This is a genomic window from Streptomyces nodosus (assembly GCF_008704995.1).
GTDB classification, from domain to species: Bacteria; Actinomycetota; Actinomycetes; order Streptomycetales; family Streptomycetaceae; genus Streptomyces; species Streptomyces nodosus.
Genome location: NZ_CP023747.1, coordinates 5,099,280 through 5,125,910, shown reverse-complemented (window position 1 = coordinate 5,125,910; position 26,631 = coordinate 5,099,280). Strand labels below are relative to the sequence as shown.

At 71.2% G+C, this 26,631-nt stretch carries 22 protein-coding genes; 11 read left to right on the top strand and 11 right to left on the bottom strand.

Annotation, left to right across the window (positions count from 1 at the left end; translation table 11 throughout):
• Nucleotides 1-72 precede the first annotated feature (72 nt).
• From mce to CP978_RS23200, 5 genes are all read left to right on the top strand, one after another.
• Nucleotides 73-513, top strand: a complete 441-nt coding sequence (mce, locus tag CP978_RS23220; protein WP_043443951.1) for a methylmalonyl-CoA epimerase — start codon at nt 73-75, stop codon at nt 511-513.
• Nucleotides 514-813: 300 nt separating this feature from the next.
• Nucleotides 814-4,629, top strand: coding sequence for a polarized growth protein Scy (gene scy / locus CP978_RS23215; RefSeq protein WP_043443949.1), 3,816 nt, complete (start codon nt 814-816; stop codon nt 4,627-4,629).
• Nucleotides 4,630-4,809: 180 nt separating this feature from the next.
• The gene (locus CP978_RS23210) at nt 4,810-5,745 is read left to right on the top strand and encodes a coiled-coil domain-containing protein (RefSeq protein WP_043443947.1); all 936 of its coding nucleotides are present in this window, start codon (nt 4,810-4,812) and stop codon (nt 5,743-5,745) included.
• 347 nt (nt 5,746-6,092) lie between these two features.
• A complete protein-coding gene (locus CP978_RS23205) occupies nt 6,093-7,385 on the top strand; it encodes an ABC transporter ATP-binding protein (protein WP_150478291.1) in 1,293 nt (430 codons plus the stop codon).
• Entirely contained in the window at nt 7,382-8,251 is an 870-nt protein-coding gene (locus CP978_RS23200; protein WP_043443945.1) for an ABC transporter permease, read from the top strand. The genes CP978_RS23205 and CP978_RS23200 overlap by 4 nt, the downstream gene beginning before the upstream one ends.
• 7 nt (nt 8,252-8,258) lie before the next feature.
• Here the strand turns inward: CP978_RS23200 and CP978_RS23195 are convergent, their stop codons facing one another.
• The gene (locus CP978_RS23195) at nt 8,259-8,591 is read right to left on the bottom strand and encodes a hypothetical protein (RefSeq protein WP_043443943.1); all 333 of its coding nucleotides are present in this window, start codon (nt 8,589-8,591) and stop codon (nt 8,259-8,261) included.
• A gap of 218 nt (nt 8,592-8,809) precedes the next feature.
• Between CP978_RS23195 and CP978_RS23190 the strand changes: the two genes are divergently transcribed.
• Nucleotides 8,810-9,838 (top strand): LLM class flavin-dependent oxidoreductase, encoded by a 1,029-nt coding sequence (locus CP978_RS23190; RefSeq protein WP_043443941.1) that lies wholly within the window; start codon nt 8,810-8,812, stop codon nt 9,836-9,838.
• Nucleotides 9,839-9,947: 109 nt separating this feature from the next.
• Here CP978_RS23190 and CP978_RS23185 read toward each other — a convergent pair whose 3' ends face one another.
• A complete protein-coding gene (locus CP978_RS23185; protein WP_043443939.1) occupies nt 9,948-10,340 on the bottom strand; it encodes an SCO5389 family protein in 393 nt (130 codons plus the stop codon).
• Between the two features lie 532 nt (nt 10,341-10,872).
• On the opposite strand from CP978_RS23185, the gene nucS reads away from it, so the two are divergent.
• On the top strand, nt 10,873-11,544 hold the full coding sequence (gene nucS, locus CP978_RS23180) for an endonuclease NucS (RefSeq protein ID WP_043443937.1): 672 nt from the start codon (nt 10,873-10,875) through the stop codon (nt 11,542-11,544).
• A 64-nt stretch (nt 11,545-11,608) separates the two neighbouring features.
• On the opposite strand, the gene CP978_RS23175 is transcribed toward nucS, so the two are convergent.
• The 3 genes from CP978_RS23175 to CP978_RS23165 all read right to left on the bottom strand — a co-directional run bounded on the left by CP978_RS23175 (nt 11,609) and on the right by CP978_RS23165 (nt 15,790).
• Entirely contained in the window at nt 11,609-14,215 is a 2,607-nt protein-coding gene (locus tag CP978_RS23175) for an ATP-binding protein (protein WP_043443935.1), read from the bottom strand.
• Nucleotides 14,216-14,462: 247 nt separating this feature from the next.
• Nucleotides 14,463-14,786 (bottom strand): STAS domain-containing protein, encoded by a 324-nt coding sequence (locus CP978_RS23170; protein ID WP_043443933.1) that lies wholly within the window; start codon nt 14,784-14,786, stop codon nt 14,463-14,465.
• A 155-nt stretch (nt 14,787-14,941) separates the two neighbouring features.
• Nucleotides 14,942-15,790: a 3-hydroxyacyl-CoA dehydrogenase family protein gene (locus CP978_RS23165; protein ID WP_043443931.1), complete on the bottom strand. Its 849-nt coding sequence runs from the start codon at nt 15,788-15,790 to the stop codon at nt 14,942-14,944.
• A 391-nt stretch (nt 15,791-16,181) separates the two neighbouring features.
• On the opposite strand from CP978_RS23165, the gene CP978_RS23160 reads away from it, so the two are divergent.
• A complete protein-coding gene (locus CP978_RS23160) occupies nt 16,182-16,754 on the top strand; it encodes a cob(I)yrinic acid a,c-diamide adenosyltransferase (protein WP_043443929.1) in 573 nt (190 codons plus the stop codon).
• A gap of 60 nt (nt 16,755-16,814) precedes the next feature.
• On the opposite strand, the gene CP978_RS23155 is transcribed toward CP978_RS23160, so the two are convergent.
• Nucleotides 16,815-17,447, bottom strand: coding sequence for a hypothetical protein (locus tag CP978_RS23155; protein WP_043443927.1), 633 nt, complete (start codon nt 17,445-17,447; stop codon nt 16,815-16,817).
• A gap of 152 nt (nt 17,448-17,599) precedes the next feature.
• On the opposite strand from CP978_RS23155, the gene CP978_RS23150 reads away from it, so the two are divergent.
• From CP978_RS23150 to CP978_RS23140, 3 genes are all read left to right on the top strand, one after another.
• Complete coding sequence (locus CP978_RS23150; RefSeq protein WP_043443925.1) at nt 17,600-18,799, top strand: sensor histidine kinase; 1,200 nt, start codon at nt 17,600-17,602, stop codon at nt 18,797-18,799.
• Nucleotides 18,796-19,449: a response regulator gene (locus CP978_RS23145; protein WP_043443922.1), complete on the top strand. Its 654-nt coding sequence runs from the start codon at nt 18,796-18,798 to the stop codon at nt 19,447-19,449. Before CP978_RS23150 ends, CP978_RS23145 begins: the two co-directional genes overlap by 4 nt.
• Before the next feature lie 104 nt (nt 19,450-19,553).
• Nucleotides 19,554-21,377 (top strand): glycoside hydrolase family 18 chitinase, encoded by a 1,824-nt coding sequence (locus CP978_RS23140; RefSeq protein ID WP_043443920.1) that lies wholly within the window; start codon nt 19,554-19,556, stop codon nt 21,375-21,377.
• A gap of 69 nt (nt 21,378-21,446) precedes the next feature.
• Here the strand turns inward: CP978_RS23140 and CP978_RS23135 are convergent, their stop codons facing one another.
• The 5 genes from CP978_RS23135 to atpA form a co-directional block, all read right to left on the bottom strand.
• Complete coding sequence (locus tag CP978_RS23135; protein WP_043443918.1) at nt 21,447-21,893, bottom strand: DUF2550 domain-containing protein; 447 nt, start codon at nt 21,891-21,893, stop codon at nt 21,447-21,449.
• Nucleotides 21,894-22,054: 161 nt separating this feature from the next.
• Nucleotides 22,055-22,429, bottom strand: a complete 375-nt coding sequence (locus CP978_RS23130) for a F0F1 ATP synthase subunit epsilon (protein ID WP_043443916.1) — start codon at nt 22,427-22,429, stop codon at nt 22,055-22,057.
• Between the two features lie 178 nt (nt 22,430-22,607).
• Nucleotides 22,608-24,044 (bottom strand): F0F1 ATP synthase subunit beta, encoded by a 1,437-nt coding sequence (gene atpD, locus CP978_RS23125; protein WP_043443915.1) that lies wholly within the window; start codon nt 24,042-24,044, stop codon nt 22,608-22,610.
• Nucleotides 24,044-24,961, bottom strand: a complete 918-nt coding sequence (locus tag CP978_RS23120; RefSeq protein WP_043443914.1) for a F0F1 ATP synthase subunit gamma — start codon at nt 24,959-24,961, stop codon at nt 24,044-24,046. The genes atpD and CP978_RS23120 overlap by 1 nt, the downstream gene beginning before the upstream one ends.
• A gap of 21 nt (nt 24,962-24,982) precedes the next feature.
• The gene (gene atpA, locus CP978_RS23115) at nt 24,983-26,575 is read right to left on the bottom strand and encodes a F0F1 ATP synthase subunit alpha (RefSeq protein ID WP_043443913.1); all 1,593 of its coding nucleotides are present in this window, start codon (nt 26,573-26,575) and stop codon (nt 24,983-24,985) included.
• Nucleotides 26,576-26,631: the final 56 nt, after the last annotated feature.

Below are 26,631 nucleotides of genomic sequence, written 5' to 3'. Positions count from 1 at the left end.
ACCCCGTCATCAAGCCGTCGGTGTGATCGCGCGCACGTTGCGTAACCGCCCGGAGAGCGTTGCACTGACTCCATGCTGACGCGAATCGACCACATCGGGATCGCCTGCTTCGACCTGGAGAAGACCGTCGAGTTCTACACCTCGACCTACGGCTTCTCCGTGTTCCACACCGAGATCAACGAGGAACAGGGCGTCCGCGAGGCCATGCTGAAGATCAATGACACGGGCGACGGCGGGGCCTCCTACCTCCAGCTGCTGGAACCCGTCCGCGAGGACTCCGCCGTGGCGAAGTGGCTCGCCAAGAACGGGGAGGGCGTACATCACATCGCCTTCGGCACGGCGGACGTCGACGGGGACGCGGAGGCCGTCCGGGACAAGGGCGTGCGCGTGCTGTACGACGAGCCACGACGGGGTTCCATGGGGTCCCGGATCACCTTTCTGCACCCCAAGGATTGTCACGGAGTTCTCACAGAACTGGTCACATCCGCGGCCGTTGAGTCACCTGAGCACTGACTCCCGTACATAAGGGCCGGTAGGGTTGGGGGCGGTCGCCGCTGCACCAGGGTGACCGCGTCCTGCCTGACCGGTGGGACGCCAGGCCTTGTCGGCCCATTCCCGCCCTCTGTCCGCCGGGCAGACGGGAGTTCGACGACAGGGCCTGTGGCCGGGGTCCGTGTTTTCGGGGGACAGAGCACCGGGGCGGCTGCCCGTGCTCCGCCGTTGATCTGACACCATTCCCCGGGGGCCCCGTCCGGCGGATGGACGGAGCTCGTTTGGAGAAGCTTGCGACCAGGGGACGGATGGGACCGCGCAGTGCGGGGCTACGAACGCCAGGAGCGAGAGCCGGCGGCTGACGTCGACCACCTCTCTCGGTTCGAGGCCGAGATGGAGCGGCTGAAGACCGAGCGGGAAAAGGCGATCCAGCACGCCGAGGACCTCGGCTACCAGGTAGAGGTGCTGCGCGCCAAGCTGCACGAGGCGCGACGCACCCTCATGACCCGTCCCTCCTATGACGGGGCCGACATCGGCTATCAGGCCGAGCAGATGCTGCGCAATGCGCAGATGCAGGCGGACCAGATGCGGTCCGACGCCGAGCGGGAGCTGAGCGAGGCCCGCGCGCAGACGCAGCGCATCCTCCAGGAGCACGCCGAACAGACCGCGCGTCTCCAGGCCGAGCTGCACTCGGAGGCGGTCACCCGTCGCCAGCAGCTCGACCAGGAGCTGGCGGAGCGCCGGCAGACCGTCGAGTCCCACGTCAACGAGAACGTGGCGTGGGCCGAGCAGCTGCGGGCCCGCTCCGAGGCGCAGGCCCGCCGTCTGGTGGACGAGTCGCGCGCCGAGGCCGAGCAGGCGCTCGCCGCCGCCCGCGCGGAGGCCGAGCGGCTCACCATGGAGGCCAGACAGCGGCTCCAGAGCGACGCCGAGGCCACCCGGGCGGAGGCCGAGCAGCTGCTGCGCCGGGCCCGCGCGGACGCCGAGCGGCTGCTGAACGCCGCGTCCAGCCAGGCCCAGGAGGCCACGGACCACGCCGAGCAGCTGCGCTCAAGCTCCGCGGCCGAGTCCGACGCCGTCCGCCGGCAGGCGGCCGAGGTGAGCCGCGCGGCCGAGCAGCGGATCGCCGAGGCGGAGGCGGCGCTGCGCGCGGCGCGCGCCGAGGCCGACAAGGTGGTGGCCGAGGCGAAGGAGGCCGCGGCCAAGTCGCTCGCCTCCGCCGAGTCGGCGAACGAGCAGCGCACCCGCACCGCCAAGGAGCAGGTCGCCCGGCTGGTCGGCGAGGCCACCAAGGAGGCGGAGACCACCAAGGCCGAGGCCGAGCAGTCGGTGGCGGACGCCAGGACCGAGGCCGAGAAGATCCTCGCGGAGGCCTCCGAGAAGGCCCGCACCATCACGGCCGAGGAGAGCGCCTCCCAGCTCGCCAAGACGGCCCGTACGGCCGAGGAGGTCCTGAACAAGGCCTCCGAGGACGCCAGGGCGACGACCAGGGCGGCCTCCGAGGAGGCCGAGCGGATCCGCAAGGAGGCCGAGGCCGAGGCGGACCGGCTGCGCTCCGAGGCGCAGGACATCTCCGAGCAGCTCAAGGGCGCGGCGAAGGACGATACCAAGGAGTACCGCGCCAAGACGGTCGAGCTGCAGGAGGAGGCGCGCCGGCTGCGCGGCGAGGCCGAGCAGCTGCGGGCCGAGGCGGTCGCCGAGGGCGAGAGGATCCGCTCCGAGGCCCGGCGCGAGGCCGTCCAGCAGATCGAGGAGGCGGCCAGGACCGCCGAGGAACTGCTGGCCAAGGCGAAGGCCGACGCGGACGAGCTGCGCCAAGCGGCCACCAACGACAGCGAGAAGGTGCGCACCGAGGCCATCGAGCGCGCCACGACGCTGCGCCGCCAGGCCGAGGAGACCCTGGAGCGCACCCGCAAGGAGGTCGAGAAGCACCGCGAGGAGGCCGAGAAGCAGGCGGAGGCCACCAAGGCCGAGGCCGAGCGGGACGCCCTCGCCCTGCGGGAGGACACCGAGCGTGCGGTCGAGGCCCGCCGGGAGGAGGCCGCCGAGGAGCTGACCCGGCTGCGGACCGAGGCCGAGCAGCGGCTCGCCTCCGCCGAGCAGGCGCTCGACGAGGCCCGTGCGGAGGCCGAGCGGATCCGCCGGGAGGCCGTCGAGGAGAGCGACCGGCTGCGCACCGAGGCCGCGGAGCGGATCCGGACGCTTCAGGCGCAGGCCGAGGCCGAGGCGGACCGGCTGCGCACGGAGGCCGCCGCGGACGCGTCCGCCTCCCGTGCGGAGGGCGAGTCCGTCGCCGTACGGCTGCGCTCGGAGGCCGCCGCCGAGGCGGAGCGGCTCAAGTCGGAGGCGCAGGACACCGCCGACCGGGTGCGCGCCGAGGCGCAGGCGGCTGCCGAGCGGCTGGGTGCCGAGGCCACCGAGACCCTGGCCGCCGCGCAGGAGGAGGCCGCCCGGCGCCGTCGCGAGGCCGAGGAACTCCTCGGCTCGGCCCGTCAGGAGGCCGACCAGGAGCGCGAGCGGGCCCGCGAGCAGAGCGAGGAGCTGCTCTCGGTGGCGCGCGCCCGGGTCGAGGAGGCCCAGGCCGAGGCCGTACGGCTGGTCGAGGAGGCCGACCGGCGCGCCACCGAGATGGTGTCCGCCGCCGAGCAGCACGCCCAGCAGGTCCGGGACTCCGTGGCCGGGCTGCACGACCAGGCGCAGGAGGAGATCTCCGGGCTGCGCTCGGCCGCCGAGCACACCGCGGAGCGCACCCGCACCGAGGCGCAGGAGGAGGCCGACCGGGTCCGTGCCGACGCTCATGCGGAGCGCGAGCGGGCCACCGAGGACGCGGAGCGGCTGCGGCGGGAGGCCACCGAGGAGTCGGGTGCCGCCAAGTCCCTCGCGGAGCGCACGGTTTCGGAGGCGATCGCCGAGGCCGACCGGATCCGTTCGGACGTCGCCGAGCACGCCCGACGGGTGCGGACGGAGGCCTCCGACGCCATCGCGGGCGCCGAGCAGGACGCGACGCGCACCCGTGCGGAGGCGCGCCAGGACGCCAACCGGATCCGTTCGGACGCGGCCGTGCAGGCCGACACCCTCATCACCGAGGCGCGGTCGGAGGCAGAGCGGCTGACGTCGGAGACCGCGGACGCGGCCGAGAAGCTGCTGTCGGACGCGGGCGACGAGGCGGAGCGGCTGCGTGCCGAGGCCGCCGAGACGGTCGGGTCGGCGCAGCAGCACGCCCAGCGGATGCGCAGCGAGTCGGTGCGGCTCAGGTCCGAGGCGCAGGCCGAGGCCGAGCGGGTCACCACGGCCGCCCGCGAGGAGGCCGAGCACACCCTGGACGAGGCGCGCAAGGAGGCCAACAAGCGGCGCTCCGAGGCGGCCGAGCAGGTCGACACCCTCATCACGGAGACCGCCTCCGAGGCCGACAAGCTGCTCGCGGAGGCGCAGCAGACCGCGCGCCGTACGACGACGGACGCCGAGACCCAGGCCGACTCGATGGTGGGCGCGGCCCGCACGGAGGCCGATCGTCTGGTCGCCGAGGCGACGGTCGAGGGCAACACCCTGGTGGAGCGGGCCCGTGCGGACGCCGACGAGCTGCTCGCCGGCACGCGCCGGGACGCCGCCGCGATCCGGGAGCGGGCGGAGGAGCTGCGCGACCGCATCACCAGCGAGATCGAGGAGCTGCACGACCGGGCGCGGCGGGAGTCGGCCGAGGCGATGAAGTCGGCGGGCGAGCGGTGCGATGCGCTGATCAAGGCCGCCGAGGAGCAGCTGGCGAAGGCCAAGGAGCAGGCGAAGGAGACCGCCTCGGCGGCCGATTCCGAGGCCAGCAAGGTCCGTATCGCAGCGGTCAAGAAGGCCGAGGCGCTGCTCAAGGAGGCCGAGCAGAAGAAGGCGAAGCTGGTCGCCGAGGCCGAGAACATCAAGGCCGAGGCGGTCCGTGAGGCCCGGCAGGCCGTCGAGGAGGGCAAGCAGGAGCTCGAGGTCCTGGTGCGCCGGCGCGCGGACATCAATGCCGAGATCTCCCGTGTCCAGGACGTCCTGGAGGCGTTGGAGTCCTTCGAGGCCCCCTCGGGAGGCAAGGACGGAGGCGTCAAGGCCGGGGCGACCGTCGGGGCGCCTCGTTCGGGCGGCAAGACGTCAGAGGGCTAGCCGAAACGCCCATTCGGGGCTTGCCGGGGCTTTTCGTACAGGTCCTGGCAAGCCCTCTGACACTCAGCCACCCAAAAGGGGTGTCATTCTCCAGATCAAACACGTATCCGCTCGATGACACGCCGCTTTGCCCCCTAGGATTCCCCTATCACCTCACCGGTCTCTTTCGACAGGAACCCCATGAGCGACACTTCCCCCTACGGCTTCGAGCTTGTGCGGCGTGGGTACGACCGCGCTCAGGTGGACGAACGCATCGGCAAGCTCGTCTCCGACCGTGACAGTGCTCTCACCCGCATCACCGCTCTGGAAAAGCGCATCGAGGAGCTCCACCTCGAGACGCAGAACGCCCAAGCCGCCGTCAGCGACGCCGAGCCGTCGTACGCGGGTCTGGGCGCGCGCGTCGAGAAGATCCTCCGTCTTGCCGAGGAGGAGGCCAAGGAGCTGCGTGAGGAAGCCCGCCGCGCCGCCGAGCAGCACCGGGAGCTGGCCGAGTCGGCCGCCCAGCAGGTGCGCAACGACGCGGAGTCGTTCGCCACGGAGCGCAAGGCCAAGGCCGAGGACGAGGGCGCCCGGATCGTCGACAAGGCCAAGAGCGACGCCGCGCAGCTGCGCAGCGACGCGCAGAAGGACGCACAGTCCAAGCGCGAGGAGGCGGACGCTCTCTTCGAGGAGACCCGCGCCAAGGCCGCGCAGGCCGCCGCCGACTTCGAGACCAACCTCGCCAAGCGCCGCGAGCAGTCCGAGCGTGATCTGGCCTCCCGGCAGGCCAAGGCCGAGAAGCGCCTCGCCGAGATCGAGCACCGCGCCGAGCAGCTGCGTCTCGAGGCCGAGAAGATGCGCACCGACGCCGAGCGCCGCGCCCGCCAGACGGTGGAGACGGCCCAGCGCCAGGCCGAGGACATCGTGGCCGACGCGAACGCCAAGGCCGACCGCATCCGCTCGGAATCCGAGCGCGAGCTGGCGGCGCTGACGAACCGTCGCGACTCCATCAACGCCCAGCTCACCAACGTCCGCGAGATGCTCGCCACGCTCACCGGCGCCGCTGTCGCCGCCGCGGGCGCGCCGGTCGAGGACGAGCCGGTCACCCGTGGGGTTCCCGCGCAGCAGTCCCGCTGACGCTCCGCGCCCGTAGCATCCCGACCTCCGCGAAGCCCTGTGCCACCGGTCATCTGGTGGCACAGGGCTTCGCGGATCGCGAGCCCGGCCCGGGCGCCAGGGCGCCCCGCGCGATCACGGCTCCGGCCGGCGAACCCGCCCCGCCGTGGAACCGGGCCGCCCGACCGCCTCTGACCAGGAAAGATCCCTCCCGCCCCGCGATATACCGCGTCAAGGCCGGACTCCCCCGCACGACCTGCGAACTTTTGCCCTCTCTTGAGTGGAACCGTCAGTCCCCGGTTATCCTCCTAACCCTTACGGGGGCAGTGTGGGCCCCGACGTCCTGAACCTTTCGATGGGTGCGGAGCATGATCGAGGCAGTCGGCCTGACGAAGCGCTACGGCGACAAGACGGCCGTGGACAACCTTTCCTTTCAGGTGCGCCCGGGTACCGTCACCGGCTTCCTGGGGCCCAACGGCTCCGGCAAGTCGACGACCATGCGGATGATCCTCGGCCTGGACAACCCCACCGCGGGCCGGGTCACGATCGGCGGCTATCCGTACCGCAAGCTCCCCAACGCGGCCCGGCAGGTCGGTGCCCTGCTCGACGCCAAGGCCGTGCACGGCGGCCGGTCCGCCCGCAACCATCTGCTGTCCCTGGCCCAGCTCTCCGGCATCCCGGCGCGCCGGGTCGACGAGGTGCTCGGGGTCGTCGGCCTCCAGGACGTCGCCCGAAGACGCTCCAAGGGGTTCTCACTCGGCATGGGCCAGCGGCTCGGCATCGCCGCCGCGCTCCTCGGCGACCCCCAGGTGCTGCTGTTCGACGAGCCGGTCAACGGCCTGGACCCCGAGGGCATCCTCTGGGTGCGCAATCTGATGAAGTCCCTCGCGGCGGAGGGCCGCACCGTCTTCGTCTCCTCCCATCTGATGAGCGAGATGGCCCTGACCGCCGAGCATCTGATCGTGATCGGCCGCGGCCGGCTGCTCGCCGACATGAGCGTCCGGGACTTCATCTCCGCCAACTCCGCCGGCTTCGCGCGCGTCCGCACCCCCGACACCGAGCCCCAGCTGCGGGAGAAGCTGACCGCCGCGCTCACCGAGGCGGGCGGCCATGTACTGCCCGAACAGGACGGCGCACTGCGCGTCACCGGGCTGCCGCTGCCGCGCATCAGCGATCTGGCCCATGACGTCGACGTCCGGCTGTGGGAGCTCTCCCCGCACCAGGCCTCGCTCGAGGAGGCCTATATGCGGATGACGCAGGGCGCGGTCGACTACCGCTCCACCACCGACCAGAAGGCGGGGCTGATGCAGCCGCTGCCGCCGGGCGCCCTGCCGCCCCTGCCCATGCCGGTGCCGGGACAGGGCCAGCCGGGCTGGTACGCCCCTCCGCCGCCCCAGCAGAGCGGTCATGCGCCCACCGCGCAGGGAGGGCCCGGGCAGGCGCCCGCGAACCCCTACGCCGCCCCTGTGGCGCCCGTCGGCCCCGCGGCCGGGCAGCCCGGCCCGCACGCCCGGCCGGCGCCCGCGGAGCCCGCCGCCGCGCCGGCCGCGCCCGCGCCTCAGCAGCCGTCCGCGCCGCCCTCCCCCGCCGCCCCCGAGCTCTCGGCACCGCACGAGCCGGAGGCCACCGCCGCCCCGACCGAGTCCGAGGACGCCCGATGAGCACGCCCCAGCCCCCGATGCCGCAGGCCGAGCCCGTCATCCAGGCGGCGCCCGGATCCGCGTACCCCACCTATGTCTCGCCGATCCCGGTGGTGCGGACCCACCTCGGTCACGCCATCGCCTCCGAGTGGACGAAGATCAAATCGTTGCGCTCCACGATGTGGACGCTCGGGGTGTTCGTCCTGCTGGTGATCGGCCTCGGCCTCGCAGCGGGTGCGGTGGTCGCGCACTCCACCTACGAGGGCCAGCGGGTGCAACCGCTGTCCCTCGGGTTCTTCGGGCTGCTCCTGGGCTCCATGTGCATCGTCACGCTCGGCGTGCTGACCACCTCGTCGGAGTACGGCACCGGCATGATCCGCACCACGATGACCGCGTGCCCCAGCCGCGGGCGGGTGCTCACGGCGAAGGCGATCGTCTTCTTCCTGGTCTCCTTCGTGGTCACCCTGGTGGCGGCCTTCGTGGTCGCCCTCGCCCAGATCGCCATGCTGGGCAGTCACGGCATCACCGATCCCACCAGGGCGGAGTGGCTGAAGGGCACCGTCGGCATCTCGCTCTACATCGCCCTGCTCGGCCTGCTCTCGCTGCTCGTCGGCTCGATCGTGCGGCACTCCGCGGGCGCCATCACCATCATGATCGGGACGGTACTCGCCCCGCTGGTCATCGCGCTGTTCATGGTCACGCAGTCGCTCGAGAGCGTACGCCAGGCGCTGTTCGAGTACTCGATCCCGAACCAGCTCAGCATCTTCTACTCCAACTCGCTGAGCGACTCAGGACCGTCCGGCTGGGACCCGCTGTGGATCGCCCTGGGCGTGACGGTCGTGACGTTCGCCGGTGCCTATCTGCTGCTGGAGAAGCGGGACGTGTAGGGCCGGTTCAGTACTTCGGCGCGTTACGGGACCGCTGCGCCCGCGTGGTGCGGCGGTCCTTCGCGTTCCAGCAGGCCTTGTGCCAGTGCCTGCGCTCGTCCACGCCCGAGTGCTCGGGCCAGGCCACCACATGCGGAACGCCCGAGGGGATCACCTGGTCGCAGCCGGGGCAGCGGTAGCTCTTGCCCTCGGTGCTGCCGCCCGCCACATGACGCACACACCACTGCTCGCCGCCCCAGCTCTCGGTGAACTGGAGGCCGCCGTAACGGGACCTGTCGTCGTCGTCCGCGTTCCGGCCGGAGAAACCGGCGCCCTTGGGTCGGTTGCGACGCGGGGACACAGAACACCTCACGGGCCGTAGGGAGCAGGGACCGCTTCCAGCGTACGCGGAGCGGGCGGGAGGTCATCTTCGTCACCGTCTCCGACAGAACCCGTCTTCATCGGTTCATTCTGCAGACAATCCGGAAATCCCGCCGTCACGCCGTGACTTAGGCACTTGTCACGCAGTTATGCCGAGCGGGGGAGCTCCGTGTCGGAGCCAGGAAAGCAGGAACTGCGATGCGCGTAGGAAGTTTTGTGCTGGCCGCCCAGTTTCCGGGCCAGGGCCAGGGGGAGGCGCTGCACCGCGCGGTGCGGTCGGCCGAGGCCGCCGAGGAGGCGGGACTGGACACCGTATGGCTGGCCGAGCACCACTTCGTGCCGTACGGGACCTGCCCGTCGGCGATCACCCTGGCGGCGCTGCTGCTGGGCCGCACCCGTCGCATCCGGGTCGGCACCGCGGTGAGCGTGCTGCCCACCGTCCACCCGGTGGCGCTGGGCGAGCAGGCGGCCCTGCTGCACGTCACCTCGGGCGGGCGCCTCTCGCTCGGGGTGGGGCGCGGCGGACCCTGGGTGGATCTGGAGGTCTTCGGCTCGGGCCTCGAGGCGTACGAGACCGGCTTCCCCGAATCACTCGATCTGCTGGTGCGCTGGCTGCGCGAACCCTCCGTCGCCGCCACCGGGGAGCGCTTCAGCTTCCGCGAGGTCCCGGTCGTCCCCCGGCCACGGGAGGCGCTCGACGACACCGGGCAGCCCGAGGTCGTCGTCGCCTGCACCTCGGCGGCGAGCGTACGCCTGGCGGCGGAGCGGGGCCTGCCGATGCTGCTCGGCATGCATGCGGGGGACGAGGAGAAGGCGGAGATGGTCGCACTGTGGCGGAGCTGCGCGCGCACGGCCGGGGTCGACGGCGAGGTGATCGCCGCCGCGGAGCATGTCTCGGCCGGTGTCTGCCAGATCGCGGACCGGCGGTCCGACGCGGTGGAGGCGCTGACCAAGGCCATGCCGGGCTGGCTGAAACAGGGCCTCGCCGCGCATGTGACGATCGACGGCCGGAACCGTGCGATGCGGGACCCGCTCTCCTACACCGAACTGCTCTGCGATCTGCACCCGGTGGGCACCGCGCAGCTGTGCGTCGACCGGCTCTCCGCGACGGCGGAGCGGACCGGTATCACCCGCTTCGCCCTGCTGGTCGAGGGCTCGGGCGATCTGCCGGCGACGGAGGAGAACGTACGCAGGCTGGGGACCGATGTGCTTCCCCGACTCGGCTGAGTCCACCCGCGCACGACCCCTCCCCCGGGCCGCCGACGGGAGCTTGCCGCCCGGCCACGGAATGCGCCTCCCGTGTACGGAGCGGCAAGCCCGGCGGCTTGGTCCGCGCTCAGCAGTCGCGCAGTTCCGGCGACTGGTTGAGCACCTGGCTGCGGACCGAGGTGAAGCGGGCCAGCGTGTCGTCCACCGAGGAGTCCAGCGGGAACACCGCCACCCGGTGGCAGTTCTGGAAGGCCAGGCGCACTCCGAAGTGCCGCTGCAGGGCGCCGCGTATCGCGTCGCTCGCGAGTGCACGCAGCAGTTGCCCACGTGCCTGCTCGTCCGGCGGCGGCGTCTGGTTGTCGGCGAACGTACCGCCGTCCACCTTCAGCTGGGCCACCAGGGAGCTGATCATCTCCCATGCGAAGGGCAGGGAGGTCCGGACGCAGTCGACGAATTCCGCTTCGTCGACCTCGCCTCGCTCGGCCTGTTCCAGGAGGGCCGGTGAGACGTCGAGCGACATGGGTACTCCTCTCGCACCCCGAGACAACAGGGGTTGATGGACAGATAGGGGAGTCCCGCGCCGTCGAACACGCTGAGTACACGGTGCGCGACCTCCCGTTTACTACGGTAGGCAACAGCCGGTGACGACACCACAAGAATGCGTATTCAGTGAAACCCCGTACGGCACACAACCAGCCATAGACGAACAGGGGCATCCCGGGTGAAAGGGAGAGGCCCCGAGAGACGGCCGCACCGGGCCCGAAGACCCCGGGGAACGAGCCCGGACGGACCGGCGCACAGCCGCCGGACAGGCCCCGCCGAGGCTTACGGGAGTGGCCAGGGCCCGGAGGGAGGACCGCGCGCGGGAAGGGTCGCCCGAAGGGTGTCCGGGGCGCACGGGCGGCCGGAGGGGCGCTCGGGGAGCATCGGTGCGCGCCCCGCGGGAACGGCCGAGAGATCACGCCCGGCGGACCCCGGGGGCGCCCCCGGGACGGAGCGGCCGCCGAGGGCGAATCGCGCGGGGGGTGCGGAGTCGAGTAGCGTTGCCGACCATGCGTCTCGTCATCGCCCGATGCTCCGTCGACTACGCGGGCCGGCTCACCGCCCACCTTCCCTCCGCGCCCCGTCTGATCCTGGTGAAGGCGGACGGCAGCGTCTCGATCCATGCGGACGACCGGGCCTACAAGCCCCTCAACTGGATGTCCCCTCCCTGCACCCTGAAGGAGGGCGCGGGCGAGGAGGAGGGCGTCTGGACCGTCATCAACAAGGCGGGCGAGAAGCTGATCATCACCATGGAGGAGGTCCTCCATGACTCCAGCCATGAACTCGGCGTGGACCCGGGCCTGATCAAGGACGGTGTGGAGGCACACCTCCAGGAACTGCTCGCCGACCGCATCGAGACCCTCGGCGAGGGCTACACCCTCATCCGCCGCGAGTACATGACGGCGATCGGGCCGGTGGACATCCTGTGCCGGGACGCCGAGGGCGGGACCGTGGCCGTGGAGATCAAGCGGCGCGGCGAGATCGACGGGGTGGAACAGCTCACCCGCTATCTGGACCTGCTCAACCGCGATCCGCATCTCGCCCCGGTCCGCGGCGTCTTCGCGGCGCAGGAGATCAAGCCGCAGGCCCGTGTTCTGGCCACCGACCGGGGGATCGGCTGCGCCGTCCTGGACTATGACGCGCTGCGCGGCATCGAGGACGACAAGCTGCGCCTGTTCTGAGGGACGGTACGACGACGAGGGCCGGGTCCGGACAGCGGACCCGGCCCTTTCCGTCGACGGGCCCTCAGATCACCGTGTCGGAGCCGCTCGGCGTGTCCGACACGCCGCTCACCGGCGCGCTCGCCGAACCTGTCGTGGTGGCGGGCACGGAGGACGTCGGGCCGCTGGCCGTGGTGGACGTGGTCGGGGTCTCCGACGGCTCTTCCGTGTCCGGCTCGGTCGGAGTGGTCGGGGGCGCGTCGGTCGTCGGCTTACCCGGCTTGGTCGGCTTGGTCGGCTTGGTCGTGGACGCCGGCGGCGTCGACTTCGGCGGTCTCGAGGTGGACGGCGACGAGGAGGACGGGGACGAGGTCGAACCCGGGGTGCTCGAACTGCCCGGCGGCCGCCCGCCGGTGCTGCTCGGCGTCGGGTCGTCCGCGGTGCCGTAGGTGCCGTCCGGACCGGGGTCCGTGGGGCTCGGGGCGTTCGGTGTGCCCGAACCCGCGGTGGCGCCCGCCCGGCCCGTGCCGTCCGAGCCGCCGCCCGGCTCCTCCGCCGGGTCGGAGTCGAGGCCGTACTCGTCGGCGTCCTGACTCGTGGCGGGGTCCACCTGGACGTTCCCCGAGGGGGTGTTGTCCTCGTTGTCGGAGGTCATGCCGAGGGTCACGACCGTGCCGAGCACGGCGACCAGTGCGGCTCCCGCGCCCGCGGCCACCAGATTGCGCCGGGTGCCCCTCATCACGCCGCGCAGCCCCTTGGCCGGGGGTGTGACGGCCGGGCGCCGCGGCTCCTTCGCGACCAGCGGCGCGGCCAGGATCGTGGTCTCCCCCAGCGGGTCGGAGGAGCCGAAGACGGCCGGCAGGTTGAGCGGCGCCGTGATCTCCTCGGACCGGGTCTCCGGCGCCTCCTCGGCCGACGCCGTGCCCTCCTCGGGCGCGGCCTCGGGGGAGCGGTCGGCGACCAGGGTGAGAGCGCGCCGTCCGGCGATGGTGCCCCGCTTGTCGGCCAGGGCGCCCCGCAGCCCGATGGAGGCCTCCAACTCGGCGCGGGCCCGGTCGAACTGGCCGCAGCAGAGCGCGAGGATGCCCAACTCGTGGTGGAAGTACGCCTGCTCCGCGACCGAGCCGGTGAGCCGGGCGGCCTCGACCCCGGACCGCAGCGCCCGTTCCCAGGCGCTCCAGTGCAGTCCCGCGGCGAACGCGGGCGCCGACTGCCGGGCCAGCCGCACCGCGAGGTTCTCCTCCTCCTCGGCGGGCGAGGAGGTCTCCTCCTGCTCGTCGGGGTCCGCGGCGGCGGTGGAGGCGAGCGGGACCATGACGGTCAGCGCGGCCAGCACGGCGTCGGCCTCCGCGGAGACACGTTCCGGGGTGACCGAGGGGTGCCCGGCCCACCAGGCGTAGTGCCGGGCGGCCTTGAGCGCGTACTCCTGTGCGTCGTCGGCGTATCCGGCGGCCTCCAGCTGGGCGAGCACCCCCGCCGCGAGGCGGTAGCGGGAGCCGACCGGGGAGACCAGCGCACAGCCGACGAGTTCGGCGAGCGTCGCGTCCGCGTGGGTCTCGTCGAGCAGGGCCGGCAGATGGGTCTGCTGGGGCACCTCACCGCCGAGGGCGACGGCGAACTTCAGGGTCTCGCGCGCCGACGCGCTCAGATGGGAGGCGAGGAGTGTGGCGGCCGCGGCGGCCTCGGCCAGCGACGGCAGCGGAGGTCTGCGTTCCTCCGCGGTGTCGAGGGGCACGTCCACCGAGATGTCCTGGAAGACGCCGAACTCGTCGACGGCCTGCTCCTCGGCCCGCTGCCGGTCGTGCTGCCGCAGCAGCGCCCCGGCTTGTGCGAAGCGCAGCGGCAGTCCCTCGGACTCGAACCACAGGTCGCCCGCCCAGTTCACCTCCTCGTCGGTGAGGGCCCGTTCGACGGCCCGCTCCAGCAGCTCCAGACAGGCCGCGCGGTCGAGTCCGCCGAGGAAGACCTCCTCCACCTGCGCGTCGGAGGACGGGGCGGGCACCTCGGGGGTGGCCGAGAGCAGAAAGGCGCACTCGGGTGTCGCGTCGAGCAGTTCGTCCAGGGCGCTGCCGCCTATCTCCAGGTCGTCCAGGACGACGACGGCGCCGATCTCCTGGACGCACCGGAGCAGTTCGTCCCGCTCCGGCCGGTACAGCGGCGCGTCGTAGACGGCGGTGAAGAGATCGTGCAGCAGGTCGCCCGCGGTGCGGTGGAAGCCGGTGAGCCGCACCACCCCGTCGGGCGCTATGTCGGTGCAGTCCTCGGCGACGGCGTCAAGGAGCGCGCTGCGGCCGGAACCCGCGGGTCCGGTGAGGCGGACCGAGCGGCCGCGGGCCAGCAGCCGCACCAGCCGCTCGCGTTCCTCCCTGGGCTCGAAGGGCGGCGTCTCCGGCCGGTCGGGACCGGCCGGGGCGGGCGGCCGGGCGGCGCGGGCGCGTTCGGCCCGCTGCTGTGCGGTGTACTTCACCGGCCGCTCGGGCCGTTCACCGGGCGGGCAGACCTCCATCTCGCTGCCGTCCACGGGGTTGACGGTGAGCAGGTGGTCGCCCGAGACGATCCGGGCGGTGCGGGCGGGCACCGCTGACGGCTGCCCGAAGTCGGCGGTGAGGGGGTCCCTCGGCGGGCGCTGACGCGGCATGCCGCCGGTGCCCCCTCGGCCGTACTCCTCGGGTCCCGTGCTGTTCGGGTCCATAGGTCCAAGCCCCCAAAAGCGTCGTGTGCCTGAGCCCCTCCCGGCCTTGCTGCACATCGCGCTGTCGCTTCTGGTCCGGCGCCCGCTCAAAGGTGTCGGGTGATGGGCAGCCGAACCCTAAACCTTCGCACCGGGTCTCCGACAGGCCGGGGTACCGCGCCGTCCGAGACGTCACGATCTCGTGATGATTGGGCACGACGTGCGATTCGCCGGTCTTCGCCCCCTCGGTGAGTCCTGCGTCCCCGGCTCACACGCGGGGCAGTGACTCCACCCCGATACCGCCCTCGATGGCCAGGATCCGGTGCAGCCGGGTGGCCACCAGCAGGCGCTGCATCTGCGGCGGCACATCGCGCAGCACCAGCCGCCGGCCGCATCGGCCGGCGCGCCGGTGGACCCCCATGATCACCCCGAGTCCGGTGGCGTCCCAGGAGTCCAGTTCGGACAGATCGAGGACCAGATCGCCCACGCCGTCGTCGACGGCCGCGTGCAGGACCGTACGGGCGTCCGCCGCGCTGCGGACGTCGAGGCGGCCCCCGACGACCAGCTCGGCGTGGTCGCCCCTGATATACATATGTGCTCCCCGAGAATGCGTCGTTCGTACTCCGCGTCAAGGTTGCGCAACCTCTGACAACCTCTGACTACCCAGAGGACGATCCGGTTGCCGTCTGTAAGCGAACCGATACCGAATTCACCCCATGGGGTGGGCCCCCAGAGGCGCGTGCGGTTTCAGTACGCGTAGAACCCCTGCCCGCTCTTGCGGCCGAAGTCACCGGCGTCAACCATCCGGCGCATCAGCTCAGGCGGGGCGAACTTCTCGTCCTGGGACTCGGTGTAGATGTTGCTCGTGGCGTGCAGCAGGATGTCGACGCCCGTGAGATCGGCGGTGGCCAGCGGTCCCATGGCGTGACCGAAGCCCAGCTTGCAGGCGAGGTCGATGTCCTCGGCGGTGGCCACGCCCGACTCGTAGAGCTTGGCGGCCTCGACGACCAGCGCCGAGATGAGACGGGTCGTCACAAAGCCGGCGACATCGCGGTTGACGACGATGCAGGTCTTGCCGACGGACTCGGCGAACTCACGGGCGGTGGCGAGGGTGGCGTCGCTCGTCTTGTATCCGCGGACGAGCTCCACGAGCTGCATCATCGGCACCGGAGAGAAGAAGTGCACCCCGACGACCCGCTCCGGCCGCTCGGTGACCGCCGCGATCTTGGTGATCGGGATGGCGGAGGTGTTGGACGCGAGCACGGCGTCCTCCCGGACCAGCTTGTCCAGCGTCCGGAAGATCTCGTGCTTGACCTCGAGCTTCTCGAAGACTGCCTCGACGACGACATCCGCGTCGGCGGCGGCGTCGAGATCGGTGGTCGGGGTGATCCGGGCGAGCGCCTCCTCGGCGTCGTCCGCCGCCAGCCGGCCCTTGCTCACAAACCTGTCGTACGAGGCCTTGATGGCGTCCGTGCCCCGCGTCAGCGCCTCCTGGGTGACATCGCGCAGCACGACGTCCCAACCGGCCTGGGCCGATACCTGGGCGATTCCGGAACCCATGAGTCCGGCTCCGATGACGGCAAGCTTCCGTGCCACTGTGCGACTCCCCTGACGCGCGGTTGGTATGCCTCTCGGCCGGACCCTAGCGCTCGTGAGCGGTGGTGTGAGCGCTTAGTAACCCGTGTCACGTCTCACAGCGTGAGATACGTGTCACGTCCCGCACACCGGGGCAGGAGACGTCTCCGGCCCTGGCCACGGGGGCGCCGACCGGGGCGGGAACGGGGGCAATTCCGCACGGTTCCGCGATGATTGACACCTCACGGGAGGCTTCACCCCTCTTGCCCCGTGCTGCTCACGGCGCCCGGCCACCGCGGCCCCCGCCGCCCCGGCTCCGGGACCGACGCCCCGTACGGGCCCTCGGACGCGCCCGGTCCGCCGCCCCGGGGCGCGCCTCGGCACCGGTGAAGGAACGGTCTAGATTGGCAGCATGGTCAATCTGACGCGCATCTACACGCGGACCGGCGACAAGGGCACCACCAACCTCGGCGACATGAGCCGGGTGCCGAAGACCGACCTGCGCATCGCCGCGTACGCGGACGCCAACGAGGCGAACGCGGTGCTCGGCACCGCGATCGCGCTGGGCGGCCTCGACCAGGAGGTCGTCAAGGTCCTCACCCGCGTGCAGAACGACCTGTTCGACGTGGGTGCGGACCTCTCGACGCCGGTGGCCGAGAACCCCGAGTTCCCGCCGCTGAGGGTCGAGCAGTTCTATGTGGACCGGCTCGAGGCGGACTGCGACCGCTTCCTCGCCGAACTGGAGAAACTGCGCTCGTTCATCCTGCCCGGCGGCACGCCCGGCGCCGCCCTGCTGCACCAGGCGTGCACGGTCGTGCGGCGTGCCGAGCGGTCGACCTGGACCGCGCTCGAGGTCCACGGCGAGACGATGAACCCGCTGACCGCTGCCTACCTCAACCGGCTGTCCGACCTGCTGTTCATCCTGGCCCGCCATGCCAACAAGGAGACCGGCGACGTGCTGTGGGTGCCCGGCGGAGAGCGCTGAGCCGTCGCGCTCTTCGGAGCCTGGGCCGCCGCGCCGGTCCTTTCGCGGGCGGCGAGGCGGCTACCGGCCGGTCGCGGGGCGGCCGTGCTCCTCGTGTGCGGCCTCCCGTCCGTCCCGGTGCGCGGCCTCATGCGGGGCCGGGGCTCGGGCCGGAGCCGGGGGCGGGGCCTTCTTGGGCCAGAGCACATACGTCAGCGCGATCACCCCGTGGAGGCCTGCGCAGCGCAGGGCCAGCCCCTGGAAGGCGCGCAACGACCCGGTGTCACCGGAGTCACCCACGTACCGGACGGCGAGCTGGAGCAGCAGCAGCGCCACCGCCGCCCCGGCCACGGTCCGCAGCCACAGCTTCGCCTCGTGTCCCGCGCGGGCCATGCCGTGGCGCGGCGGCTTCGGCGGGGGCGGGCCGCCGCCCAGGCGGTGGGCCGCGTGCCCGTCCAGCCACCGGAGGGTGTAGGGGCCGTAGGCGACGGTGAAGCCTAGGTAGAGCGCCGCCAGGCCGTGTTCCCAGCCCGGTTCCGCACCGTTCCTCAGATCGACCGCGGTGGCCACGAACAGGACCACCTCGAGGAGCGGCACCCCCAGCAGCAGCGCCGCGCCGGTACGGCGCTTCCCCAGCAGACAGCGGACGGCCAGGCCCGCGGCCAGCAGCACCCAGAACCCGGCCTCACACGCGACGACCAAGGCGACGATCACGGCTCGCTCCTCTCGTTCCCCCCTCCAGCGTCCCGGGGGCCGGCACCGCGGGCGTCGTCGGCGGTGACGAACTCCCTCTGCATCCTTCGATGTACACGCGGACCCTCCTCCGGCATCAGGTGCCGGGCCCGCCCGCCCTGTTGGATGGAGCCATGGCCCCGCGACTCCCCCGTCCGCACCGCGACGACGTCCTGATCGCGGCCGGCGGGCTGCTCGGCGGGCTCCTGCTGCTCGGCGCGGGGCTCCGCACCGGCCACGACCCGACGTCCGTCCTCGACCGGGGCTGGGCGATCCTGATCCCGCTGGTGGTGACGGCGGGCTGTGAACTGCTGCGCCGCACCCGCCCGCGGGCGGCGCTGGCCACCGGGACCGTGGCGATCGTCGCGGACCTCTTCACCCGGGGCAGCCTCGCCACGACGGTGATGTTCACCGATCTGGTGTATGCGGCCGTCCTGTACGGCTCGGCCGCCTCCGCCCGCCGCATCCCCTGGATCACGGGGGTGCTCACGGTGCTCGGCACCGTCGTCCCCTTCGCGCTCTGGCGCACCCCGCAGAGCCTGCTGATCGGCGCGGCCGTGGCAGTGCTCTGCCTGGGGCCCGCGGCCACCGGCTGGGTGGTGCGCAACCATCGCGACACCGCCGTGGCCGAACGTCTGCGCGCCGAACAGACCGCGCTGCTCGCCGAGTTGGATCGCACCCAGGCCGTCACCGAGGAACGGGCCCGGATGGCACGGGAGTTGCACGATCTGGTGGCCAACCATCTGTCCGCGATCGCCATCCACTCCACGGCTGCCCTCTCCCTCGACGACCCGGGCACGTCCAAGGACGCCCTCGCCGTCATCCGCGAGAACAGCGTGGCGGGCCTCGCCGAGATGCGGCGGCTGATCGGGATCCTGCGCGCCCCCGGCCCCGAGGGCCCGGCGGGGCGGGCCGCCACCGCCGACGCCCGGGAGCCCGCCGCGACACCTTCCCTGGACGGCCTCGGCGCCCTGGTCGACCGGGCCCGCGCGGGCGGCCTCGACATCGTCCTCGACGCCTCCTGGGAGGAGGTCCCCGTACCGGTGGAGCTGGCCGCGTACCGCATCGTGCAGGAGTCCCTGACCAACGCCCTCAAGCACGCCCGCCCCGGCCGGATCACGATACGGCTGGCGCAGCGGGACGGGGTCCTGCGCGTCCGGGTGAGCAGCCCCTACGGTGAGCGGTCCGGGCCCCGCGCGCCCGGCTCCGGGGCCGGGCTCGTCGGGATGCGGGAGCGGGCCGCGCTGCTGGGCGGCACCTTCGAGGCCGGGCCCGAGGGCCCTTCCTGGACCGTACGAGCCGACCTTCCCCTCGCCCAAGGAGATCCCGCATGATCCGTGTGCTCGTCGCCGAGGACCAGTCCGCCGTACGGGCCGGGCTCGTCCTCATCCTGCGCAGCGCGCCCGACATCGAGGTGGTCGGGGAGGCCCCGGACGGAGAGCGGGCGGTGGCACTCGCCCGGGAGCTGCGGCCGGATCTCGTCCTGATGGATGTGCAGATGCCGCGTCTCGACGGGGTGTCGGCGACCCGGCAGGTGGTGGCCGAGCAGCTGGCCGATGTGCTGGTGCTGACCACCTTCGACCTCGACGCCTATGTGTTCGGGGCGCTGCGGGCGGGTGCGTCCGGCTTCCTGCTGAAGAACGTGGAGGCCCGGGACCTCATCGAGGCGGTGCGCACGGTGGCCCGGGGCGAGGGGATGATCGCGCCGGCCGTGACCCGGCGTCTGATCGCGGAGTTCGCCGCCCGGGCGGCTCCCGGGCCCCGGGCCGACCCGGCGGTCCTGGACGTCCTCACCCGGCGCGAGCGGGAGGTGCTGTCCTGCCTCGGTGAGGGGCTGTCCAACGCCGAGATCGCGGGGCGGCTCTCCATGGCCGAGTCGACGGTGAAGACCCACGTCAGCCGGTTGCTGGGCAAGCTGGAGCTGCGCAGCAGAGCGCAAGCCGCGGTCCTTGTACGGGAGTTGGGGAGCGGCCGGATCGACTGAGCACTGGTCCAGACCTCTTGACCCGTGGTCCAGACCTTTCTATTCTCGCGGCACTGTGGGCGTGAAGGCTCAGTCACGCCCCCGAGACATCGAGGAGGCGCAGCATGCGCTTCAGACACAGAGCCGTGGCAGGGTTTGCGACCCTGTTGCTCCCGCTCGCCGGTCTGGTCGGCCTTGCGGGCCCCGCCCAGGCCGCCGCGTCGGCCACCGCCACCTATGCCAAGACCCAGGACTGGGGCACCGGCTTCGAGGGCAAGTGGACGGTCACCAACTCCGGTACGGCCGCGATCAGTTCGTGGACGATCGAGTGGGACTTCCCCTCCGGCACCTCCGTCACCTCGGCCTGGGACGCCGATGTGACGAACTCCGGTACCCACTGGACCGCCAAGAACAAGTCCTACAACGGCAGCCTCGCCCCCGGCGCGTCGGTCTCCTTCGGCTTCAACGGCGCCGGATCCGGTTCCCCCTCCAACTGCAAGCTCAACGGTGGCAGTTGCGACGGCGGCAGCACGGTCCCCGGTGACAACCCGCCCTCGGCGCCGGGCACCCCGACCGCCTCCGGCGTCACCGACACCTCGGTGAAGCTCAGCTGGGGCGCCGCGACGGACGACAAGGGCGTCCAGAACTACGACGTGCTGCGCGACGGCGCCAAGGTCGCCACCGTGACGACGACCTCGTACACGGACACCGGTCTGACCCCCGGCACCGACTACTCGTACAACGTCCAGGCCCGTGACACCGCCGGTCAGACCGGTCCGGTCAGCGGCTCGGTCAAGGTGCACACCACGGGCGGCGGCTCCACCACCCCGCCGACCGGTGACAAGGTCAAGCTCGGCTACTTCACCGAGTGGGGCATCTACGGCCGCAACTACAACGTCAAGAACCTGGTGACGTCCGGCTCCGCCGCGAAGATCACGCACATCAACTACGCCTTCGGCAACGTCACCGGCGGCAAGTGCGCGATCGGCGACTCCTACGCGGACTACGACAAGGCGTTCACCGCCGCCGAGTCGGTCAGCGGCGTCGCCGACACCTGGGACCAGCCGCTGCGCGGCAACTTCAACCAGCTGCGCGAGCTGAAGGCCAAGTACCCCAACATCAAGGTGCTGTGGTCCTTCGGCGGCTGGACCTGGTCCGGCGGCTTCGCGGACGCGGCCAAGAACCCGACCGCCTTCGCCCAGTCCTGCTACGACCTGGTGAAGGACTCCCGCTGGGCCGATGTCTTCGACGGCATCGACATCGACTGGGAGTACCCGAACGCCTGCGGTCTGACCTGCGACAGCAGCGGCCCCGCGGCCCTCAAGAACGTGGCCTCCGCGCTGCGCGCCAAGTTCGGCTCCTCCGCCCTGGTCACCGCGGCCGTCACCGCCGACGGCACCTCCGGCGGCAAGATCGACGCCGCCGACTACGGGGGCGCCGCGCAGTACCTCAACTGGTACAACGTGATGACGTACGACTTCTTCGGCGCCTGGGACGCGCAGGGCCCCACCGCCCCGCACTCCCCGCTCACCTCGTACAGCGGCATCCCGCAGGCCGGCTTCACCACGGCCGACGCGATCGCCAAGTACAAGGCGGCCGGGGTGCCCGCGAACAAGCTGCTGATCGGCATCGGGTTCTACGGCCGCGGCTGGACCGGTGTCACCCAGGACGCTCCGGGCGGCAAGGCCACGGGCGCCGCGTCGGGCACCTATGAGCAGGGCATCGAGGACTACAAGGTCCTCAAGACGTCCTGCCCGGCCACCGGCACCATCGCCGGCACGGCGTACGCGCACTGCGGCAGCAACTGGTGGTCGTACGACACCCCCGGCACCATCGCCACCAAGATGGCCTGGGCCAAGAACCAGGGGCTGGGCGGCGCGTTCTTCTGGGAGTTCAGCGGTGACACCAGCAGCGGTGAACTGGTGAGCGCCATCAGCAACAACCTGTAGCAGTCAGGGCACCACCCGCTGAAACACCGAAGCTCCCCCGGACCGGGTCCGGGGGAGCTTCTTCAACGTCTACGCCACGTTCACACGCTGCCCGGGCGGGGCCGCTTCCAGCCAGGCGAGGAAGCCGGTCAGCGCGTCGTCGCTCATCGCGAGTTCCAGGCGGGTGCCCCGGTGCAGACAGGTGAGGATCACTGCGTCGGAGAGCAGCGCCATCTCCTCCTCGCCCTCGGGAAGACGGCGGCCGGCCACCTCGATCGCCGAGCGTTCCAGGATGCGGCGGGGACGCAGCGCATAGGAGAAGACCCGGTACCACTCGACGCAGTCACCGTTGTAGCGGGCCACGCCGTAGCTCCAGCCCTTGCCGCCGGTGTCCGGCTTCTCCGGCACGTCCCAGCGCAGACTGCAGTCGAAGGTCCCACCGGAGCGCTGGATGAGCCTGCGGCGCAGACCGAAGACGAACAGTCCCACCGCCGCGAGCACCACGACGATTCCGCACACAGTCAGAGCGAGGACCATCGGCACCGACCTCCTCGTCTCCTAGGTAACGGAACGGAAAAAACACCCGCATCCACCTCAGCCGCGGCTGGATCCGGATTGCTCCGGATCCAGCCGCGGCTGAGTCACATCATCAGTTCGGCGCTCCCCCGGGCCCGAAGGGCCTGGGGTCGCCGCCGGGGTCAGTGCGCCGACACCGCACGCAGTCGGACCTCCGCGCGGCGCTCGGCGGAGGCGTCGGCCTCCGACTTCGCCCGCTCCAGGGCCCGCTCCGCACGCTGGACGTCGATCTCCTCCGACAGCTCGGCGATCTCGGCCAGCAGCGACAGCTTGTTGTCCGCGAACGAGATGAAACCGCCGTGCACCGCGGCGACGACCGTTCCACCATCACTCGTACGGATGGTCACCGGGCCCGACTCCAGCACACCGAGCAGCGGCTGGTGACCGGGCATGACGCCGATGTCGCCGGACGTGGTGCGCGCGACGACCAGGGTGGCCTCGCCGGACCAGACCTGGCGGTCGGCGGCGACCAGCTCGACGTGCAGCTCAGCAGCCAAGGGTGGCTCCTCGGGTCACCACCCGGCGGGTGCCGGGTGTTGGTCTGAATTCTAGTAGGCGTGGGGAGAGGGGCGGACCGCACCCCGCGGTGGGAACCGCGGGACACTTCTCCACCCCTCTCGCCAAGAGGCAGTACCTGTCACGAACCCCTGTTCGGGGCCCGCCTCAGGCGCTCGCTCAGGAGACGCCCAGCTCCTTCGCGTTCTTCTTCAGGTCCTCGATACCACCGCACATGAAGAACGCCTGCTCCGGGAAGTGGTCGTACTCGCCGTCGATGATCGCGTTGAAGGCCGCGATCGACTCGTCCAGCGGGACGTCCGACCCGTCGACGCCGGTGAACTGCTTGGCGACGTGGGTGTTCTGGGACAGGAAGCGCTCCACACGACGGGCGCGCTGGACGACGAGCTTGTCCTCTTCGCCGAGCTCGTCGATACCGAGGATCGCGATGATGTCCTGGAGGTCCTTGTACTTCTGCAGGATCGTCTTGACGCGCATGGCGGCGTTGTAGTGATCCTGCGCGATGTACCGCGGGTCCAGGATCCGGGACGTGGAGTCCAGCGGGTCCACGGCCGGGTAGATGCCCTTCTCGGAGATCGGACGGGACAGAACCGTCGTCGCGTCGAGGTGGGCGAAGGTGGTGGCCGGGGCCGGGTCGGTCAGGTCGTCCGCGGGGACGTAGATCGCCTGCATCGAGGTGATCGAGTGACCACGGGTCGAGGTGATGCGCTCCTGGAGGAGACCCATCTCGTCGGCCAGGTTCGGCTGGTAACCCACCGCGGAGGGCATCCGGCCGAGCAGGGTGGAGACCTCGGAACCGGCCTGCGTGAAGCGGAAGATGTTGTCGATGAAGAACAGCACGTCCTGCTTCTGGACGTCACGGAAGTACTCGGCCATGGTGAGGCCGGCCAGCGCGACGCGCAGACGGGTGCCCGGGGGCTCGTCCATCTGACCGAAGACCAGCGCGGTCTTGTCGATGACGCCGGACTCGCTCATCTCCTCGATGAGGTCGTTGCCCTCACGGGTGCGCTCACCGACACCGGCGAACACGGAGACACCGTCGTGGTTGTTGGCGACACGGTAGATCATCTCCTGGATGAGCACCGTCTTGCCGACACCGGCGCCACCGAACAGACCGATCTTGCCGCCCTTGACGTACGGGGTCAGCAGGTCGATGACCTTGACGCCGGTCTCGAACATCTCGGTCTTCGACTCGAGCTCGTCGAAGTTCGGGGCCTTGCGGTGGATCGGCCAGCGCTCACCGTCGTAGGACTCGTCGACGTTCAGCACCTCACCGAGGGTGTTGAACACCTTGCCCTTGGTGAAGTCGCCGACCGGGACGGAGATCGCCGAGCCGGTGTCGGACACCGGGGACTGGCGGACCAGACCGTCGGTGGGCTGCATGGAGATGGTGCGGACCAGGCCGTCACCCAGGTGCTGGGCGACCTCCAGGGTCAGCGTCTTCTTCTCGCCCTCGTTCGCCGGGTCGGCGACCTCGACGTGAAGGGCGTTGTAGATGTCCGGCATCGCGTCGACGGGGAACTCCACGTCGACGACCGGGCCGATGACCCGCGCGACGCGGCCCGTCGCCGTGGCCGTCTCAACAGTGGTGGTCATTAGTTGTCACTCCCCGCGGTCGCGTCGGCCAGGGCGCTCGCGCCACCGACGATCTCGCTGATTTCCTGGGTGATTTCGGCCTGGCGGGCCGCGTTGGCAAGACGGGAGAGCGTGTTGATCAGCTCACCCGCGTTGTCGGTCGCCGACTTCATCGCACGGCGCGTGGCGGCATGCTTGGAAGCGGCCGACTGCAGCAGCGCGTTGTAGATACGGCTCTCGACGTAGCGCGGCAGCAGGGCGTCGAGGACGTCCTCCGCCGACGGCTCGAACTCGTACAGCGGAAGGATCTCGTCCTTGGCGGACGACTCCTCGGCCACCTCGTCGAGGCTGAGCGGCAGCAGGCGCGCGTCGCTCGCCGTCTGCGTCATCATCGAGATGAACTCGGTGTAGACGATGTGGAGTTCGTCCACTCCGCCGTCCACCGTGTCCTTCTCGATGGCCTCGATCAGCGGCGCCGCGACCGCCTTGGCGTCCGCATACGTCGGCTCGTCCGTGAAACCCGTCCACTCCTCCGCGACCGGGCGCTCACGGAAGTTGTAGTGGGCCACACCGCGACGGCCGACGATATACGTCTCGACCTGCTTGCCCTCGCGCTCCAGCCGTGCCGTCAGCTGCTCCGCCGCCTTGATCGCGTTGGAGTTGTAGGCGCCGGCCAGACCGCGGTCGCTCGTCAGGAGCAGAACCGCGGACCGGGTCACCGTCTCGGCCTGGGTGGTCAGCGGGTGCTTGGTGTTCGAACCGGTGCCGACCGCCGTGACCGCGCGCGTGAGCTCGGTCGCGTACGGCGTGGAGGCCGCCACCTTGCGCTGCGCCTTGACGACGCGCGAGGCGGCGATCATCTCCATCGCCTTCGTGATCTTCTTGGTCGCGCTGACGGATCGGATGCGACGCTTGTAGACCCGGAGCTGGGCTCCCATGAGTCAGGTCCCTTCCTTACGTCACTTGGCGGCAGCGGCCGGGGTGTCCTCGCCGAGCAGCTTTCCGTCGCTCGTCTCGAACTGCCTCTTGAAGTCGGCGATCGCATCGGCGACGGCACCCAGGGTGTCGTCGGACATCTTGCCGCCCTCCTTGATGGAGGTCATGAGGCCCTGCTCCTTGCGGTGCAGGTACTCCAGCAGCTCCTTCTCGAAGCGGCGGATGTCGGCGACCGGAACGTCGTCCATCTTGCCGGTGGTGCCGGCCCAGACGGAGACGACCTGGTCCTCGGTGGCCATCGGCTCGTACTGGTTCTGCTTGAGCAGCTCGACCATGCGCTGACCGCGCTCCAGCTGGGACTTCGACGCGGCGTCCAGGTCGGAACCGAAGGCGGCGAACGCCTCCAGCTCACGGAACTGGGCGAGGTCCACACGCAGACGTCCGGAGACCTGCTTCATCGCCTTGTGCTGTGCGGAACCACCGACTCGGGAGACGGAGATACCGACGTTCAGCGCGGGGCGCTGACCGGCGTTGAACAGGTCCGACTCCAGGAAGCACTGGCCGTCGGTGATGGAGATGACGTTGGTCGGGATGAACGCCGAGACGTCGTTGGCCTTGGTCTCGACGATCGGCAGACCGGTCATCGAACCGGCACCCATGTCGTCGGAGAGCTTGGCGCAGCGCTCCAGCAGACGGGAGTGCAGGTAGAAGACGTCACCCGGGTAGGCCTCGCGGCCCGGCGGGCGGCGCAGCAGCAGGGACACGGCGCGGTAGGCGTCGGCCTGCTTCGAGAGGTCGTCGAAGATGATCAGGACGTGCTTGCCCTGGTACATCCAGTGCTGGCCGATGGCCGAGCCGGTGTACGGCGCCAGGTACTTGAAGCCGGCCGGGTCGGACGCCGGGGCGGCGACGATGGTCGTGTACTCCAGCGCACCGTTCTCCTCCAGCGCGCGGCGGACCGACGCGATGGTGGAGCCCTTCTGGCCGATGGCGACGTAGATGCAGCGGACCTGCTTCTTCGGGTCGCCCGAGCGCCAGTTGTCACGCTGGTTGATGATCGTGTCGACGGCCAGCGCGGTCTTGCCGGTCTGACGGTCGCCGATGATCAGCTGACGCTGACCACGGCCGACCGGGGTCATCGCGTCGACGGCCTTGTAGCCGGTCTCCATCGGCTCGTGCACCGACTTGCGCTGCATGACCGTGGGGGCCTGCAGCTCAAGGGCGCGGCGGCCGTCGGTGTCGATCTCGCCGAGGCCGTCGATCGGGTTGCCGAGCGGGTCGACGACACGGCCGAGGTAGCCCTCGCCGACCGCGACCGAGAGCACCTCACCGGTGCGCTGCACCGGCTGGCCCTCCTCGATGCCGCTGAACTCACCGAGGACGATGGCACCGATCTCGCGCTCCTCGAGGTTGAGGGCGAGGCCGAGGGTGCCGTCCTCGAACTTCAGCAGTTCGTTGGCCATGGCCGAGGGAAGACCCTCGACCTTCGCGATGCCGTCGCCGGCAAGGGTGACCGTACCGACCTCCTCGCGCGAGGCCGCGTCCGGCTTGTACGACTGGACGAAATTCTCCAGCGCGTCCCGGATCTCCTCCGGCCGGATCGTGAGCTCCGCCATCTGGGTTCCCTGCTCTCCTTGTTGGGCCCGAAGTTTCTATGGGGGTCTGGGGGCGG